The organism is Vibrio sp. R11-SG3-ISO3-SZ (assembly GCF_059834345.1).
In genome coordinates this window covers 19,157-34,460 of sequence record NZ_JCBDGX010000113.1, presented here as the reverse complement: position 1 = coordinate 34,460, position 15,304 = coordinate 19,157, and the positions used below count along the sequence as shown (strand labels likewise).

General features: G+C 49.3%; 16 protein-coding genes. 2 read left to right on the top strand and 14 right to left on the bottom strand.

Features of this window, described 5'->3' with window-relative positions:
- Positions 1-14: 14 nt before the first annotated feature.
- The 4 genes from AC6R1O_RS14205 to AC6R1O_RS14190 all read right to left on the bottom strand — a co-directional run bounded on the left by AC6R1O_RS14205 (position 15) and on the right by AC6R1O_RS14190 (position 3,098).
- Complete coding sequence (locus tag AC6R1O_RS14205) at positions 15-506, bottom strand: DUF2489 domain-containing protein (protein WP_487902700.1); 492 nt, start codon at positions 504-506, stop codon at positions 15-17.
- A gap of 8 nt (positions 507-514) precedes the next feature.
- Positions 515-1,084: a Der GTPase-activating protein YihI gene (gene yihI, locus AC6R1O_RS14200; protein WP_487902701.1), complete on the bottom strand. Its 570-nt coding sequence runs from the start codon at positions 1,082-1,084 to the stop codon at positions 515-517.
- Positions 1,084-1,722 (bottom strand): class I SAM-dependent methyltransferase, encoded by a 639-nt coding sequence (locus AC6R1O_RS14195; protein WP_500657245.1) that lies wholly within the window; start codon positions 1,720-1,722, stop codon positions 1,084-1,086. The genes yihI and AC6R1O_RS14195 overlap by 1 nt, the downstream gene beginning before the upstream one ends.
- 758 nt (positions 1,723-2,480) lie before the next feature.
- A complete protein-coding gene (locus AC6R1O_RS14190) occupies positions 2,481-3,098 on the bottom strand; it encodes a c-type cytochrome (protein ID WP_334555445.1) in 618 nt (205 codons plus the stop codon).
- A 148-nt stretch (positions 3,099-3,246) separates the two neighbouring features.
- Here AC6R1O_RS14190 and yihA point away from each other — a divergent pair, with 148 nt between their 5' ends.
- The gene (gene yihA / locus AC6R1O_RS14185) at positions 3,247-3,942 is read left to right on the top strand and encodes a ribosome biogenesis GTP-binding protein YihA/YsxC (protein ID WP_500630173.1); all 696 of its coding nucleotides are present in this window, start codon (positions 3,247-3,249) and stop codon (positions 3,940-3,942) included.
- 554 nt (positions 3,943-4,496) lie between these two features.
- On the opposite strand, the gene spfP is transcribed toward yihA, so the two are convergent.
- From spfP to hemB, 4 genes are all read right to left on the bottom strand, one after another.
- The gene (gene spfP / locus AC6R1O_RS14180) at positions 4,497-4,544 is read right to left on the bottom strand and encodes a small protein SpfP (protein ID WP_438356636.1); all 48 of its coding nucleotides are present in this window, start codon (positions 4,542-4,544) and stop codon (positions 4,497-4,499) included.
- A gap of 193 nt (positions 4,545-4,737) precedes the next feature.
- Positions 4,738-7,530, bottom strand: coding sequence for a DNA polymerase I (gene polA, locus AC6R1O_RS14175; RefSeq protein ID WP_500630172.1), 2,793 nt, complete (start codon positions 7,528-7,530; stop codon positions 4,738-4,740).
- Between the two features lie 609 nt (positions 7,531-8,139).
- The gene (locus tag AC6R1O_RS14170; protein ID WP_500657244.1) at positions 8,140-8,574 is read right to left on the bottom strand and encodes a GNAT family N-acetyltransferase; all 435 of its coding nucleotides are present in this window, start codon (positions 8,572-8,574) and stop codon (positions 8,140-8,142) included.
- Positions 8,575-8,647: 73 nt separating this feature from the next.
- Positions 8,648-9,691 (bottom strand): porphobilinogen synthase, encoded by a 1,044-nt coding sequence (gene hemB / locus AC6R1O_RS14165; RefSeq protein WP_500657243.1) that lies wholly within the window; start codon positions 9,689-9,691, stop codon positions 8,648-8,650.
- Between the two features lie 182 nt (positions 9,692-9,873).
- Here hemB and AC6R1O_RS14160 point away from each other — a divergent pair, with 182 nt between their 5' ends.
- Complete coding sequence (locus tag AC6R1O_RS14160; RefSeq protein WP_500657242.1) at positions 9,874-10,635, top strand: TatD family hydrolase; 762 nt, start codon at positions 9,874-9,876, stop codon at positions 10,633-10,635.
- Positions 10,636-10,729: 94 nt separating this feature from the next.
- Here AC6R1O_RS14160 and tatC read toward each other — a convergent pair whose 3' ends face one another.
- The 6 genes from tatC to ubiE form a co-directional block, all read right to left on the bottom strand.
- Entirely contained in the window at positions 10,730-11,470 is a 741-nt protein-coding gene (tatC, locus tag AC6R1O_RS14155; RefSeq protein WP_487902706.1) for a twin-arginine translocase subunit TatC, read from the bottom strand.
- Between the two features lie 68 nt (positions 11,471-11,538).
- Positions 11,539-11,952, bottom strand: a complete 414-nt coding sequence (gene tatB, locus AC6R1O_RS14150; RefSeq protein WP_500657241.1) for a Sec-independent protein translocase protein TatB — start codon at positions 11,950-11,952, stop codon at positions 11,539-11,541.
- Positions 11,953-11,955: 3 nt separating this feature from the next.
- Positions 11,956-12,195, bottom strand: a complete 240-nt coding sequence (gene tatA / locus AC6R1O_RS14145; protein ID WP_334555437.1) for a Sec-independent protein translocase subunit TatA — start codon at positions 12,193-12,195, stop codon at positions 11,956-11,958.
- Positions 12,196-12,239: 44 nt separating this feature from the next.
- A complete protein-coding gene (gene ubiB / locus AC6R1O_RS14140) occupies positions 12,240-13,874 on the bottom strand; it encodes a ubiquinone biosynthesis regulatory protein kinase UbiB (RefSeq protein WP_500632510.1) in 1,635 nt (544 codons plus the stop codon).
- A complete protein-coding gene (locus AC6R1O_RS14135; protein WP_500632511.1) occupies positions 13,871-14,476 on the bottom strand; it encodes a ubiquinone biosynthesis accessory factor UbiJ in 606 nt (201 codons plus the stop codon). The genes ubiB and AC6R1O_RS14135 overlap by 4 nt, the downstream gene beginning before the upstream one ends.
- 11 nt (positions 14,477-14,487) lie before the next feature.
- Positions 14,488-15,279 carry a bifunctional demethylmenaquinone methyltransferase/2-methoxy-6-polyprenyl-1,4-benzoquinol methylase UbiE gene (ubiE, locus tag AC6R1O_RS14130; protein WP_334555434.1) on the bottom strand — a complete coding sequence of 264 codons (792 nt, stop codon included), beginning with the start codon at positions 15,277-15,279 and terminating at the stop codon, positions 14,488-14,490.
- Positions 15,280-15,304 lie beyond the last annotated feature (25 nt).

The window sequence follows — 15,304 nt, the reverse complement described above, 5'->3', positions numbered from 1 at the left end:
GATCGAGGTGCGAATTAGCCGATCGTCTGAATATTGATCTGGTTATTCAAAGGTTGAACGTGCTTTTGCAAACGCGTTAACTCAGCCACAATCGCGTCTTCAAGACGGGATTCTGCTTTGTGTCGCTCTAAATTTTGCTTCATACGTTCTTTTTTCGGTAAGGCTTGACGCTCGTCACCACGAGCCATCTCTTTGACAATATGGTAAAGCTCAGAGGTCGCTGGGTACTCACTGTCAAAGTCGACGCGCGATTCCCCTTGGACGTAATCCATAATGTTGTAGAGGCGAATGCTGATTTCTGATAAATCGCATTGGCCCTGGATGCCTGCTAAACACAAGGTGCTGACACTCTCAAAGATATTGGCGTTGCGCTTGTCGATCGCCAGCTTTTGATGGTGCAGTTGCAAAGCCTTTTGCTTTTTCAGTTGCAGCAACAGGTACCCTGCATAAGAAGCGAGGCCGAGAATGACAGCGCCACCAGCGATGGCTAACAAGGTGACATTCATTGGGCGTGTTATCCTTTAAATTGGTTTAAATCCAAGTCTTCGAACTGCGAGAGAAGTTCATCATCGGTGGCCAATTTCTTGCTCGATTTTTTACTCGCAGGCACAACAGGTTCACTCTCTTGCTCTGCGTCGTCGTCCATCTCGTCGTCTTCTTGGTAGAGACCAAGTTGCTTCATCAGCACTTCGATGCGCTCTAGCTTCTCATCGACGTATTTCTGTAGGCCGGCACCTAAACTCTCACCGTTATCGAGACGGTCAAGCAACACGTTCAACTGCGCGTCGTTTTCCAGCATCTCCAGCTCTTGCTCCGCATTGAGACGGCGCTGCGCTTTGGTCTGCTTTTTCGGCGCATCCACAATCAGCGGAATCTTCTTTTTGCTGCCCAAACGTGGGTCACGCGCGCCGCCAGAAGTGTGCTGCTTCGCTTGCTTAGCTTCTGAGTTACGGTTACCGGTCTTTAGACCTTTGCGTTTTTTGTCTTTCTTACGTAGGCGTCCTTCAACATCAGACTCTGTACGATTACGAACGACAATCAGGTCACCATTGCCACCTGATCGGGCTTTTTTACTACGGCTCATTACTGGGGTTTCCTCAGTAAAATTACATCATTTCCAATAAATTCTAGCTCGAGCTGATCCCGCTCTGCCAAGTAGGCAAACGTCGCACGACTAAAGAAAATCACGTGGGTGGGATCATTCTTGTAGTGCCAGCTTGCAAACGCGTCGACATCGATGACCATCTTCGTCATCAACCCTATCCAGCCACCAGGCTTAACCAAATTTAACCATTGCTTCCACACGATGTCGGGCTGATACAAATGCTCGATCACTTCGGTGGAGGTGATGAAGTCGTATTGTCTCTCTAATACCGTCACATCAGGATAATAGTAAAGATCATACACACTCATCGTGTGTCCCTGCTCCTCCATCATCAATGACAATGTCGGGCCAGGGCCACAACCAAAATCTAACCCGTGAGAATGGGGCGCCACTCTGTGTAACATGGGGTCAGCCACGCGCGATAAAAAGCGTCGGTAACCGACATCGCTGGGCGAGTTCTCATGTTGATCATAGTGGGCTTTTTCTGTCGCCGCATCCAACCTTTGCAAAGCCGGTACAAACACCAACTGGCACTGCGCGCACTGTAAATAGTCACGACGTTTATCAGAAACATACGCGTGGGTATCCACACTGTGACAAAGGGGACAAGGTTCCATAATGACATCCTCAAACAGGGATGCGAAACATACCAGAAACTCGACCTAGAGTGGAGGGCTATTGTACAAATTCCCATCAATTGATGAAAATATTCTCTATGAGTGAAAGAAAAGAAATGGCGAATATGTCGCGATGCAGAAGAGATAAAAAAAGCGATAGGAACCCTATCGCTTTCTAAATGCCTGACGGCGAAACTGTGTTGCATCGATATCAATGCATCAAATGTCCTTTTGTTTTTGGTGCTTTCCCTGCAAAAGGTGTTGTTTTTCACTGTCCGAGTGAATTTTGGCTTTCCGTTGGCGACGTCCCGTCACTGAGCTCATCCTGAGCCTGATCCCTTTCGCTGTCTAAACCATCAGACAAGTCGATCATCCTTATCCAGCAGGCATCCTGCCTACCCTTTCCATATCAACTGCCGAGTTTCCGTTACTCGCATCCGTGGAGAGCATCTTGGTCTATGATCCTAATTCAGCACCCTGCCGATGTGTTCACTTTACCGCAATGATTCGCTCAGACAATCCGGCTCAGACTTTTATTGCACTTTTTTTTCGCTCTTGTTTTCCACTCTTTATTTTTCATTAGGTTAGCGAATTGTCCGTCTGAATTGCGTCATTCGATATAGCCAATGTCTCACAACATCGATAGCGAGATGGCATATCGAGCAGAAAAATGGGGTGTGATCGAGCTCAAACGAAACAGCCCAAACCGATCGGCTTGGGCTGTTTCTCTACTGCGATGCTCGAACAGGCTGAGGTGATCAGTGCAGACCGCCTACGTATTTGGATAGGGTTTCGATATCATCATCCGTTAACTTCTTCGCAATATCACGCATCATGGCATTCATGTCATTGGCGCGTGTGCCGTCACGGAATTTTAGTAATTGGGATTTAATGTAATCGGCGTGCTGACCGGAGATCTTAGGGAATCCAGACAGTTCAGTACCGTTACCACGCGGGCCGTGACAAGCGATACACGCCGTCAAACCGCGCTCTGCATCACCAGCGGTGTAAAGGGTTTTGCCTTTCTCCACCACGTTTTCAGGTGTGGTGTTGTGCGAAATAGGCAGAGAAGCGTAGTACGCCGCAAGATCTTGCATGTCCTGCTCTGACAATGGCATCGCCATGCCACTCATCACAGGGTCCATACGGCCTTGCTGGCCATTGCTGGTCATACCCAGTTTCAGGTCTTTTAGCTGCTTTTCGATATATTTAGCATGCTGACCTGCCAATTTCGGGTACATGGCGAGTTGACTGTTGCCATCAGCACCATGGCAGGCAACACACGTTTGAGATTTTGCTTTACCAGCTTCGATGCTGCCTTGGGCCCACACAGAGCAGCTGGCTAAAAGACTCAAGATTAGCGCTAATTTCTTCATGACATTCCATTATAATTATCAAGCTTCCAGTACCACTCTGCGTTGCCACTCATGGTACAATAGGCGACCTTATGCCGAGCACGGTTATTTTACACAATTTCACAAAAAAGTAATCAATCGACTACACAAAGTCGAGATGGAGTTAACAGTGAGCGTAAAAATTCATTATCAAAACACGCATTTCATCACCAGTGCACCTGATATTCGTCATATGCCAGAAGATGAAGGCATCGAAGTTGCGTTCGCAGGACGTTCCAATGCGGGCAAGTCCAGCTCGCTCAATCGACTGACCAACCAAAAGAGCTTGGCGAAGACGAGTAAAACACCTGGCCGTACTCAGCTGATTAACCTATTTAAGGTTGCAGACGGTTGTCACATTGTCGACTTGCCGGGCTATGGTTTTGCCCAAGTCCCACTTGAGATGAAAAAAAAGTGGCAGAAATCCCTCGGTGAATACCTACAAAAGCGTCAATGCTTGAAAGGGTTAGTGGTACTGATGGATATTCGTCACCCAATGAAAGATCTCGACCAACAACTGATCTACTGGGCGGTCGATTGCGGCATTCCTGTCCAAGTATTGTTGACCAAAGCGGACAAACTGAAAAGTGGCGCGCGTAAAGCGGCCGTATTGAAGATCCGCGAAGCCGCCCTTGGCTTTGGTGGTGATGTCAGCGTCGCCGCCTTCTCCTCATTGAAAGGACTGGGCGTCGATGTGCTGCGCAATAAACTCGATGAGTGGTTTGCCCCAGCCTTTGCCGAGAGCGCGCTTGAGGTGCTCGCAGAAGAGGAAGCGACCTCCTCTGACGAGTCAGCCGACGAACAACCGTCAGATCCTAACGCCTAAAGCGTTCATCCCACTCATATCCAATGAGATACCTAATGAATAGGCTCTATCCATCGATAGGGCCTTTTTTCTGTCTCAATAGAAGCGCTGAACGTGAGGTGCGATTCGTTCGCCAGCGAAACAATAAAAACATTCACGCCAGAAACAAAAATCCCCACCATCCTGGCAGGGAAACGGGAGAGAAATAACTGGTAATAATTATTATGCGCCTAGCATAAGCCAAGCCCGCTAAAATGCAATCGCCCTACTACTGAAGTCACAGCACAAATAAAAAAACCAAATATCCCTATAATTACAATCACTTATGAATAAAAACAACGAAAAATATGCACACCTACACACATGATTTCTGAGTCAAAATAACCAAAGTGTGATTGGTGTTTTGCTACATTTGATGAAAAGAAAACAAAACGAATGAAATCAGCTGACAGGCGATAAGCCAAGTGAGCGGAATAGCGAATAAGGCGTGCTTTTAGGCAGGATGCTGAATTGTTTGGACTTTTCTTTCGCACAATAAAAAACGCCCCAGTCAAAAACTGACTGGGGCGGCTGAATCAGCCTAATCCAATAACGTGAAACAAAAGGTCTGAAAGATAGAACATCTTACCTCTGTACCCTACGCCTCTTAATGTACAACAATTGGTCAGAAAGTGAAACCTTTTTTGTAATTTTTTTTCATTAAAGTTTTATTAAGCAACATTTAATATAGCTATGCCGGATCTTATTTAGAGGCAAAAAAAAGTCAGCGTTTGTGCGCTGACTCAACTTATTTCACCAATTTAGTGCAAATTATGCTTAGTGTGCCTGATCCCAGTTGTCACCATGCCCCACTTCGGCGATCAGAGGGACATCTAATTGTGCAGCCGATTCCATCAATTCTTGTACTTTACTTTCAATTTCGGCTAACGATGACTCTTCGACCTCAAACACCAGTTCATCATGCACTTGCATCAATAATTTCACTCGGCCTTGGCCTTCGTTTTGAATCCACTCATCGACAACCAGCATCGCTTTCTTGATGATGTCGGCGGCCGTGCCCTGCATTGGTGCATTGATCGCGGCTCGCTCTGCTGCTTTTCGGCGCATACCGTTGCGTGATGTGATCTCAGGAAGGTGCAAGCGTCGACCAAACAAGGTTTCCACATAACCTAGCTCAGCCGCTGTGCTGCGCGTGTCTTCCATATACTGCATAACGCCTGGGTAGCGCTCGAAATAGGTATCCATGTATTGCTGCGCTTCACCACGAGGGATCCCTAGCTGCTTGGCCAAACCAAATGCACTCATCCCATAGATCAGGCCAAAGTTGACGGCTTTCGCTCGGCGACGCTGCTCACTGGTCACTTGCTCGATATCGACGCCAATGATTTCAGCGGCGGTCGCAGCGTGGATGTCTTTACCTTGTTGGAAGGCATCAAGTAACGCTTTATCGCCTGACAAGTGCGCCATAATGCGCAGTTCAATTTGCGAGTAGTCGACCGCCATGATTTTGTAGCCGTGCGGCGCGACGAACGCTTGGCGAATACGGCGTCCCTCTTCGTTACGAATCGGGATGTTTTGTAAGTTCGGATCGGTTGAAGACAAACGCCCTGTCGCCGTGACAGCTTGATGGTACGAGGTGTGTACTCGGCCCGTTTCAGGATTGATCATCTTAGGCAGCTTATCGGTGTAGGTAGATTTAAGCTTCGCCAAACCGCGATACTCTAAGATAAGCTTCGGCAGTGGATAATCTAGCGCGAGCTCTTGCAGCACCTCTTCGTTGGTCGATGGTGTACCCGATGGTGTCTTCTTCACCACAGGTAATCCCATTTTCTCAAACAGAATCGCTTGCAGCTGTTTAGGCGAGTTCATATTGAACTCTTGCTCTGCCACCTCGTAGGCTTTTTGTTCAAGCTCATCAAGACGCTTTGCGATCTCTTGAGACTGCGCGGCCAGCTTCATGTCATCAATCAAGACACCGGTGCGCTCAATTCTCGATAGAACAGGTACGAGCGGCATCTCGATGGTTTCATAGACCGACTTTAGCTTGTCGTCTTGCTCGATGTTTTCCATCAAGCGATTGTGCAGACGCAAGGTGACATCCGCATCTTCTGCGGCATAAGGCGCCGCTTGGTCCAGTTCAATTTGGTTAAACGTCAGCTGCTTTTTGCCTTTACCCGCGATCTGCTCAAACGAGATGCAGCTGTGTTGCAAAAAGCGCAGCGCGAGGCTGTCCATGTCATGCTTACCGCCGACACTGTTGTAGACATAAGACGCCAACATGGTGTCATGTTTGATGCCTTTCATGTCGATGCCATAACGCGCCAACACACTCGCATCGTATTTTAAGTTCTGGCCAACTTTGGCTTGCGATTCATCTTCGAGTAAAGGCTTGAGCTGTGCGAGTACCCAATCTCGGTCAAGCTGAGCCGGCGCATCAAGATAGTCATGCGCGACAGGCACATACGCCGCGACACCTTCTTCGGTCGCAAAAGAGACACCCACTAAATTCGCCACCATGTAATCGAGGCTGTCGGTTTCCGTATCGAACGCAAACACCTTGGCTTCGCGTAGAGCGTCTAGCCACTTAGCGAACTGCGCTTCATCCAAAATGGTTTCATACTGGCTGCGATCGATGCTCGCTGCGGCGACATTGAGCTCCGGCGCTTTGGCTGACGAGCTGACTTCACGTTGCCCGGATTTCTCATTCGCTTCCACTACGCCCGTGCCGCCTTCGAGCAGCTCATTGAGCCAAGATTTAAACGCCAGTTCTCCATAGAGTTTGACCAGCTCATCCTTATTCGGCACAGACTTCACCAACGCGTCTAAACTCTCTTCGAGATCAACGTCGAGCTTAATCGTCGCCAGCTCGTAGGAAAGGTAGGCATTGTCTTTGTTATCTAGCAGCTTTTTCGCCATGGTTTTCGAGCCACGGAAACCGAGCGCGGCAATGTCATCCAACTGTTGGTACAGCTTGTCTAACCCCCCAATGCCTTGTAGCAAAGCTGTCGCGGTTTTGTCACCCACGCCAGGGACACCAGGAATGTTATCGACTTTATCGCCCATCAGTGCGAGGTAGTCGATAATCAGCTCAGGGCCAATTCCGAACTTCTCCACCACCCCTTCTCTGTCCATCACAACGTTAGTCATGGTGTTGATGAGGGTCACGTTGTCATCCACCAGCTGAGCCATGTCTTTATCACCGGTGCTGATCAACACCGGCATACCCGCTTGAGACGCTTGATGCGCCAGCGTACCGATCACGTCATCCGCTTCCACGCCCGGCACACAAATTAAAGGAAGCCCCATAGCACGAATCACATTGTGCAAAGGCTCGATTTGGCAACGCAGATCATCCGGCATAGGCGGACGATTGGCCTTGTACTCGGCGTACAGATCATCGCGAAACGTTTTGCCTTTCGCATCAAAGACCACCGCGATACGATCACTGGCAAATTGACGCATCATACTGCGCAGCATGTTCACCACACCATAAACGGCGTTGGTTGGGATCTCCCCGTTACTCATCGTGCCGGGGTAAGCATGAAATGCGCGATAAAGGTAAGAAGAGCCATCAATTAAGATCAAAGGGTTGTCTGGGATACGAGCCATAGTTTGTTATCTGCCTGTCCAAATTTCTGCTTAGGATGCCATGACTCAAGCAGTGAATCCATGTTCTGTCGAGGAATCGCGATCACACAGCGTGTTGGTGATCGCCTCTTCTCTTGCCCACGCTGTGGATAAGTCTGTTTATACTATTTTCCACTGCGATGTGAAATTTGACAAAATGATGCCGAACAAGATCTTAAACCATTGTAATACAATAAAAATAACCAAGATTGATCATGCAAAGATCGATCTTTTTGAGATCTTCAACTGTGGAAAAGACACCTGGTGTCCTTTTATTCACCTCAAATAGCAGGCATAAAAAAAGCGACATCGTGAGGATGTCGCCTAGCAGAAAAGGTCAAAGCATGTTCATGCGAATCACACTTTGCCGTAAAGCTATAAATTACACTGGAAGCAATGTGAGCAATGTCGTGTCAAAAGAAACGTGTGCAAGTTCGTTAGAGTCTGGCATCACCTTTTCCATAACGAATCCGGTTCTACCACGTCCTTGTGAACTTCTCTCATTCCCTAAGACGAGATAAACAATAACCATTCTCATTTATCCCGTCAATAGTTAAATGAGAAAAAATCTCATTTAATTTTTATGACAACTCACATCGTCTTTACAAAATGAATGCGCGACTCGATTAATGGTGCTTTTTCTTCAAAGTGTTCGATCAGATAGCCATTGCGCAATAGCAATCTCAGCATGGCTGGAAATTGGTTGCGAGATTTCACTTTCAAGCGCAGATAGCCCTGCTTCGCCACCCACGCCTCTTGTACGTCGAGCAGCGTTTGCGCCACGCCTTTATTGCGCGCTAACGGCGATACGCCGCCAAACCAGCTGTAGAATGTGTCAGCATCGAGCTCGTAGCCAATTTTGAAACCGAGCAACTGCTCCCCTTCTTGCGCCACTTGAATCAAGTAGCGGCGCCCTTTCAATCTCGCCGCCAAGCTCTCAACCGTTTCTTTTTGAGCAAATTCATTGATTTGGTTGACCACCTCGACACACTCTTCTAACGTGCCTTCACGATACTGCACACTCATTGCGATCTCTTCTCTGTGTTAGGTTAATAAAGAAAAAGGCCGGCATGCGCCGACCTCAGTATTGTCGCTTCGCTTACTCTTGCTTTAAAAACGTCGCCGCTTGCGCCTGCTCCTGTGCCAACCATTGCGCCACATCTTTGGCAAAGTAGGTCAAAATGCCATCAGCCCCCGCCCGTTTAAAGCACAGCAGGGATTCCATCACGGTGTCGCGCTCTTTAAGCCAGCCATTGGCAAACGCCGCTTTGTGCATCGCGTATTCACCGGAAACTTGATAAGCAAACGTCGGCACTTGCAACTCAGATTTCACTCGGCGAACCACATCCAGATACGGCATGCCCGGCTTCACCATCACCATATCGGCGCCTTCGTTGATATCCATCGCCACTTCATGAATGGCTTCATCACTGTTGGCCGGGTCCATTTGGTAGTTCTTTTTGTTGCCGCCTTTAAGGTTACTCGCCGAGCCGACCGCATCGCGGAACGGGCCGTAGTAACAAGAGGCGTATTTCGCCGAATAGGCCATGATTTGGGTATTGATGTGACCCGCTTGCTCTAGCGCTTCACGAATCGCACCAATGCGGCCATCCATCATGTCAGAAGGCGCGACCACATCCGCCCCGGCTTCGGCGTGCGATAATGCCTGCTTGACCAATACCTTAGTGGTTTCATCATTGAGTACGTAACCTTCGTCATCAATGATGCCATCTTGACCGTGGGTGGTGAACGGGTCGAGCGCCACATCGGTGATCACCCCCATCTCTGGCACATGCTCTTTGAGCGAACGAACGGCACGCTGAACTAAGCCCTCTGAGTTGTACGCTTCTGCCGCGCACAAGCTTTTGGCATCTTGGTTCACCACAGGAAACAGCGCAATGGCAGGGACACCAAGCTGCGCGAGGTATTGCGCCTCTTCTAACATTAAATCAATGGAAAGACGCTCAATACCCGGCATCGAATCGACAGTTTCGCGGCGATCTTTGCCCATCAAAATAAACATGGGATAAATCAGATCATTCACTGAGAGTTGATTTTCTGCCATAAGGCGACGACTGAAATCATGCTTACGCATACGACGCATGCGACGGCCAGGAAACTGACCTTGGATAGAAACTGACACTCGATTCTCCTTGTGTGGTGAAAGTGCTTGTGTCGCATCATATCACTCCCGCTCTCTTGCACCAGCCAACAAGGCGAAAAAATCACGCAAAATACGACCTAGGCAGATTGGCGCCATTTGCTGCATCTTCTACTCAGACAGGTATACTGGCTCCATTGACGTTTTATCCAGAGACACATCCCATGATCGACACCCATGCCCATATCTACGCCAGTGAGTTTGATGGCGATCGCGACGCCGTGGTGGCCCGCGCATTGGAACAAGGCATAGACCGCATTTTATTACCTAACATCGACCTTGATTCTATTGGCCCTATGTTGGCCACGGAGCGTCAGTTTCCCGATGTATGCCGCTCGATGATGGGGCTCCACCCTTGCTACGTCGATGGCAATGTTGAGCAAACCCTTGCGCAAATTCATGCCTGGTTTAGTCAACATGCGTTCATTGCCGTGGGCGAAATTGGCATCGATCTCTATTGGGACAAAACCTATCGCGCCGAACAAGAACACGCGTTTGTCACGCAACTGCAATGGGCCAAAGCGATGGATCTACCGGTGGTGATCCACACTCGTGACTCCATTGAAGAGACCCTCACTCTGCTTGAAAAAGAGCAAGACGGGTCCCTCAGCGGGGTTTTTCACTGTTTTGGCGGCAGTCTCGAGGAAGCCAGGGCAATTAATGAGCTGGGTTTTCACCTTGGCCTTGGTGGCGTCTCCACCTTTAAAAATGGTGGGATGGATAGCGTCATCCCACATTTGGATATGAGTAAAGTGATTCTGGAAACCGACTGCCCTTACCTCGCACCTGTGCCTCATCGCGGTAAGCGTAATGAGCCTGCCTACACCCATTTGGTTGCGCAGCGTGTTGCCAGCCTTCGCGATATCTCGGTCGAGGAAGTAGACGCGATTACTACCGACAATGCCAAGGCCTTGTTTAGGCTATAGCCAGCAACGCGTGTTCCCCTCCACTCTTTAGTGCCAAGATATTGGACTCGATAAAAAAGGCTTGCCCATCGGCAAGCCTTTTTTATATCAGCGACTACTCGCTCTGTTCGTCCTCTTTTCGCACATAAAAACGGGCGAAAAACAGGCCGACTTCAAACAACAAACACATGGGTATGGCAAGTAAGGTCTGAGAAATCATGTCTGGCGGTGTCAGCATCATTCCCACCACAAACGCGCCGACCACAATATACGGGCGCTTCTCGCTGAGGCTTTTAGGATTGGTTGCGCCAGTCCAACACAGCAAGATGATCGCCACTGGCACTTCAAAGGCGATACCAAAAGCTAGGAAGAGAGCTAACACGAAATCTAGATAGCTGGAAATATCCGTCGCAAACTCAACGCCACCGAGTGAAATCGCAGTAAAGAAGCCAAACACTAACGGGAACACGACAAAGTACGCAAACGCCACACCACAGTAAAATAGCAGTGAGCTGGAGAACATCAGCGGCATGATCAATCGACGTTCATGCTTGTAAAGACCCGGCGCCACAAACGCCCACACTTGGTACAAGATGAAAGGCACCGCAATAAAGATGGATGCAATTAGGGTGAGTTTGAGCGGAGTAAAAAACGGCGACGCCACATCGGTGGCGATCATCGTCGCCCCTTCAGGCAGGCGCTCCACCAAAGGCGCTGAGACAAATTCGTAAATGTCGTTGGCAAAGTAAATCAAACCAACAAACACCACCAATACCGCCACGAGTGCGCGCAGCAAGCGGTTTCTCAGTTCGAGAAGGTGGCTAATCAAAGGTTGTGTCTGCTCAACAGAAGACATGAAGACCTCAACTATTGGGAATCAAAAGGAGCAGCGATTGGCTGCCCCTCAATAATCAGAGTGGTGAACTACTCAGGCTTTTTATCTGTTGTTGCCGGGGCGACATGCAAAGACTCAGTGGTGTCGGCGGAAGGCGCTTGTGACGCTACCTCTTCAGAGGGCTCAGTCTTGGCAGGCTCGTCGCTTTTCTTGGCATAAGGGCGCTGCACGTCTTGCGCGGCTTGCTTTAACTGGTCAACGGAGGATTTCAACTCTGGCGAGAGATCTTCCATGCCCATCTGCTCAGCTTTACGCAAATTCTCTTGCAGCTCTTGCACCTTAAGCTCATGGGACAATTCGTCTTTGACGCTGTTTGCCATATTCTTGGCCGCACCGACAAAACGAGTGACACTGCGAATCGCATGCGGCAATCGCTCAGGGCCGAGAACCACCAGCCCCACCACAGAGATCAATACCAGTTCCCAGAAACCGATATCAAACACGAGTTATGCCTGCTCTTTGTCTTTTTTAGTGTCAGCAGTGGCGTCTGTTTTCTGCTGTTGCTCGATGTTTTTTGGCTCAAAGTCGGCGTCTTTCTTTGCAGGCTCTTCGTCGTTCATCGCTTTCTTAAAGCCTTTTACCGCACTACCTAAATCGCCACCAATGCCACGCAGTTTCTTCGTACCAAATAGAAGTACCACAATCACCGCAATGATAAGCAGTTGCCAAATACTAATACCACCCATTCTTTTTACCTCGGGTCTAACTGTTGAATTCTTAAGTTTACCGCCTAACGACGGTAAGCTCGCCAACTAAGCAACCAAAATGTGACGCCACCTAAGGCGCTGACCATAGACAGTTGCTCATACGGAGTGTTGACCAATATTGCCGAGCATACGACTAATGTTGCGCCAACACCAAACAAAAATTTCCCTGTCGCTTGCTGACGCTTCGACTGACGATACCCTTGATAGAGTTGATCGATACGCTGATTCATCATCTTGCCTTGGCGCAGGCTGTCGTAGAGAAGCTCTGGCAACTCTGGCAGCTTTTCCGCCCAAAACGGCGCGCGATCTTTCACCGCATTGATCACCGCTTTTGGCCCGACTTGGTTCATCATCCACTCTTCAAGGAACGGCTTGGCCGTCTCCCACAGATCCAACTGAGGGTAGAGTTGACGACCCAGTCCTTCCACATACAGCAGCGTCTTTTGCAACAACACCAGCTGAGGTTGCACTTCCATATGGAAGCGTCTTGCGGTGTTAAATAGGTTCAACAACACATGACCAAACGAGATCTCACACAGAGGTTTGGCGAAAATCGGCTCACACACGATGCGAATGGCAAATTCAAACTCATCAATATTGGTTTCACGTGGAACCCATCCCGACTCGACATGCAATTCGGCAACGCGGCGATAATCTCGATTGAAAAACGCCAGAAAGTTTTCCGCAAGATAGCGTTTGTCTTCGCTATTGAGTGTGCCAACGATGCCACAATCTAACCCGATCCAACGCGGATTCTCTGGGTGCTCACGTTCAACAAAGACGTTACCCGGATGCATGTCCGCATGGAAAAAACTGTCTCGGAAGACCTGAGTGAAAAACACGCTGACTCCACGCTCGGCCAACAGCTTCATGTTGGTGCCATTGGCGACCAAGCCCTCGATGTCCGACACTTGGATGCCATATATTCGCTCAGAAACCATGACAGTTTTATTACTGAAATCAGTAAAGACTTCAGGCACGTACAGCGATTCACTGTTGTCGAAGTTACGTCTCAGCTGGATGGCATTCGCCGCTTCTCGGCGCAAATCTAGCTCATCGAGCAGGGTTTTCTCGTACTCGCGCACCACCTCGACGGGTTTGAGGCGTCTTGCCTCTGGCAGCATCTTGGCGACAATGCGCGCCATACGGTACATGAGTTTAAGATCGGCATCGATCACCGGTCGAATATCGGGCCGAATGACTTTTAACACCACTTCTTGTTGCGTCGACTTGAGCTTCGCCGTGTGCACCTGTGCAATCGATGCGGACGCCAGCGGCTCAATATTAAACTCGTCAAACCAGGTTTCAATTGGACCGCCCAATGCCTGTTCGATGGTCTGCTTAGCCAGATGGCCGTCAAAGGGGGACACTTGATCTTGCAATAGGGCAAGCGGATCGGCGATATGAGGAGGAAACAGATCGCGCCGAGTAGACATCATCTGTCCAAACTTGATCCACACCGGTCCAAGTTCTTGCAGTGCGAGACGCAGTCGCTCGCCTAAGGTTTTGTCCGGATGCTGATTACGAATCCAAAACAGACCCTTTCGTGCCAATAACGGCGCTTTGGCGAGTTGATGATTGGGCGCCAGCTCATCCAATCCATATTCGAGCTGCACCTTGATGATGCGGTAGAGGCGTTTTAGCTCCGCTAACGTCATACTCGCTCCAGTAGTTGATTCAATTTCGCTTCCACACGCGCCGCTTGGCTCTTGATCTCATCCACTTGGTCGCAGAAATGCGCCACTTCTAACGGCGGCGGCGCCAAACGCCACTCTTCGGTGACCACTTGCGCAAGGTAATCTTGCTGGTGACGAAGCTGAGTGCGGGCGAACTGGCCAATCTGCGTCACGCCTTGCACTAAGGTGTGCGCCACAACATCGCCGGTGACACGTGAGATCCACTCTTCAATATCGGGTTTGCATTGGGTGATCAATTGCGAAAAGCTCTGCGCCAGTTGGATGTCGCCATCCAGATCCAACTTATCCTGCTTGATGAGTTTGGTGATATTGGATTGATCTTTCAGCTCAGGCAATACCGACACATTGAGAGATAAGGTGCAATCGGGTGTGCCTTCGTAGTGGGCTAACACATCGACTTGTTGACTGAAAACGAAGGTTAAGCGCTTATCGAACTCTTTGAGATGCACTTGAATGACCTGACCTTTCAGTCGCGCCAGTCGGCGCACCAGATCAGGATCATCTTGAATGAGAGTATTCAGTGACGTTTCGATGACCGCCGTCATCAGAGGCTCAAAAGGCATGCTCGGCTCCTTTAGAACTTGTAGCCGCGGTGCAAGGCGACAATGCCGCCCGTTAAGTTGTAGTAACGCGTATTTTCAAAGCCCGCGTCGTCCATCATCCCTTTTAACGTCTCTTGGTCAGGGTGCATGCGAATGGATTCCGCCAAGTAGCGGTAGCTTTCTGCATCATTGGCCACCAGCTCACCCATTTTCGGCAGCAAGTGGAACGAATACGCATCGTAGACTTTAGAGAGTGGGTCAAAGACAGGTTTGGAAAACTCCAGCACCAACAGGCGACCGCCAGGTTTCAGTACGCGGTACATCGAACGCAGCGCTTTGTCTTTATCGGTTACGTTACGCAGACAGAAGCTGATCGTAATTGCGTCAAAGTAGTCATCGGGAAACGGCAGTTCTTCAGCGTTCGCTTGAACATAGTGCACATTGCCCACAATGCCGATATCGCGCAGTTTGTCACGCCCGACATTGAGCATCGAGTTGTTGATGTCAGCGAGTACGACGTGGCCTTTGTCACCAACAATACGAGAGAACTTCGCTGTCAAATCGCCAGTGCCACCTCCTAAGTCGAGGATGCGTTGTCCAGGACGGGCACCGCTGCAATCGATGGTAAAGCGCTTCCACAAGCGGTGAATGCCTCCCGACATAAGGTCATTCATAATGTCGTATTTGGCGGCCACTGAGTGAAACACTTCCGCTACCTTGGTGACTTTTTCCTCTTTCGCTACCGTGGTAAAACCGAAGTGGGTCGTTTCTGCGTCTTGCTGAGATTCTAGAGCTGTCGTCGATTGCACACTAATATCCGTCATTATGATTCCTCTTTTAGCAGTGCTC

Excerpts from the sequence above, each read along its gene's own strand:
- tatC (WP_487902706.1), bottom strand. The coding sequence starts at position 11,470 with ATGTCTTCTGTTGAGCAGACACAACCTTTGATTAGCCACCTTCTCGAA.
- AC6R1O_RS14160 (WP_500657242.1), top strand. The coding sequence starts at position 9,874 with ATGATCGACACCCATGCCCATATCTACGCCAGTGAGTTTGATGGCGAT.
- tatA (WP_334555437.1), bottom strand. The coding sequence starts at position 12,195 with ATGGGTGGTATTAGTATTTGGCAACTGCTTATCATTGCGGTGATTGTG.
- AC6R1O_RS14205 (WP_487902700.1), bottom strand. The coding sequence starts at position 506 with ATGAATGTCACCTTGTTAGCCATCGCTGGTGGCGCTGTCATTCTCGGC.
- AC6R1O_RS14170 (WP_500657244.1), bottom strand. The coding sequence starts at position 8,574 with ATGAGTGTGCAGTATCGTGAAGGCACGTTAGAAGAGTGTGTCGAGGTG.
- AC6R1O_RS14190 (WP_334555445.1), bottom strand. The coding sequence starts at position 3,098 with ATGAAGAAATTAGCGCTAATCTTGAGTCTTTTAGCCAGCTGCTCTGTG.
- AC6R1O_RS14135 (WP_500632511.1), bottom strand. The coding sequence starts at position 14,476 with ATGCCTTTTGAGCCTCTGATGACGGCGGTCATCGAAACGTCACTGAAT.
- polA (WP_500630172.1), bottom strand. The coding sequence starts at position 7,530 with ATGGCTCGTATCCCAGACAACCCTTTGATCTTAATTGATGGCTCTTCT.
- yihI (WP_487902701.1), bottom strand. The coding sequence starts at position 1,084 with ATGAGCCGTAGTAAAAAAGCCCGATCAGGTGGCAATGGTGACCTGATT.
- ubiB (WP_500632510.1), bottom strand. The coding sequence starts at position 13,874 with ATGACGTTAGCGGAGCTAAAACGCCTCTACCGCATCATCAAGGTGCAG.
- ubiE (WP_334555434.1), bottom strand. The coding sequence starts at position 15,279 with ATGACGGATATTAGTGTGCAATCGACGACAGCTCTAGAATCTCAGCAA.
- AC6R1O_RS14195 (WP_500657245.1), bottom strand. The coding sequence starts at position 1,722 with ATGGAACCTTGTCCCCTTTGTCACAGTGTGGATACCCACGCGTATGTT.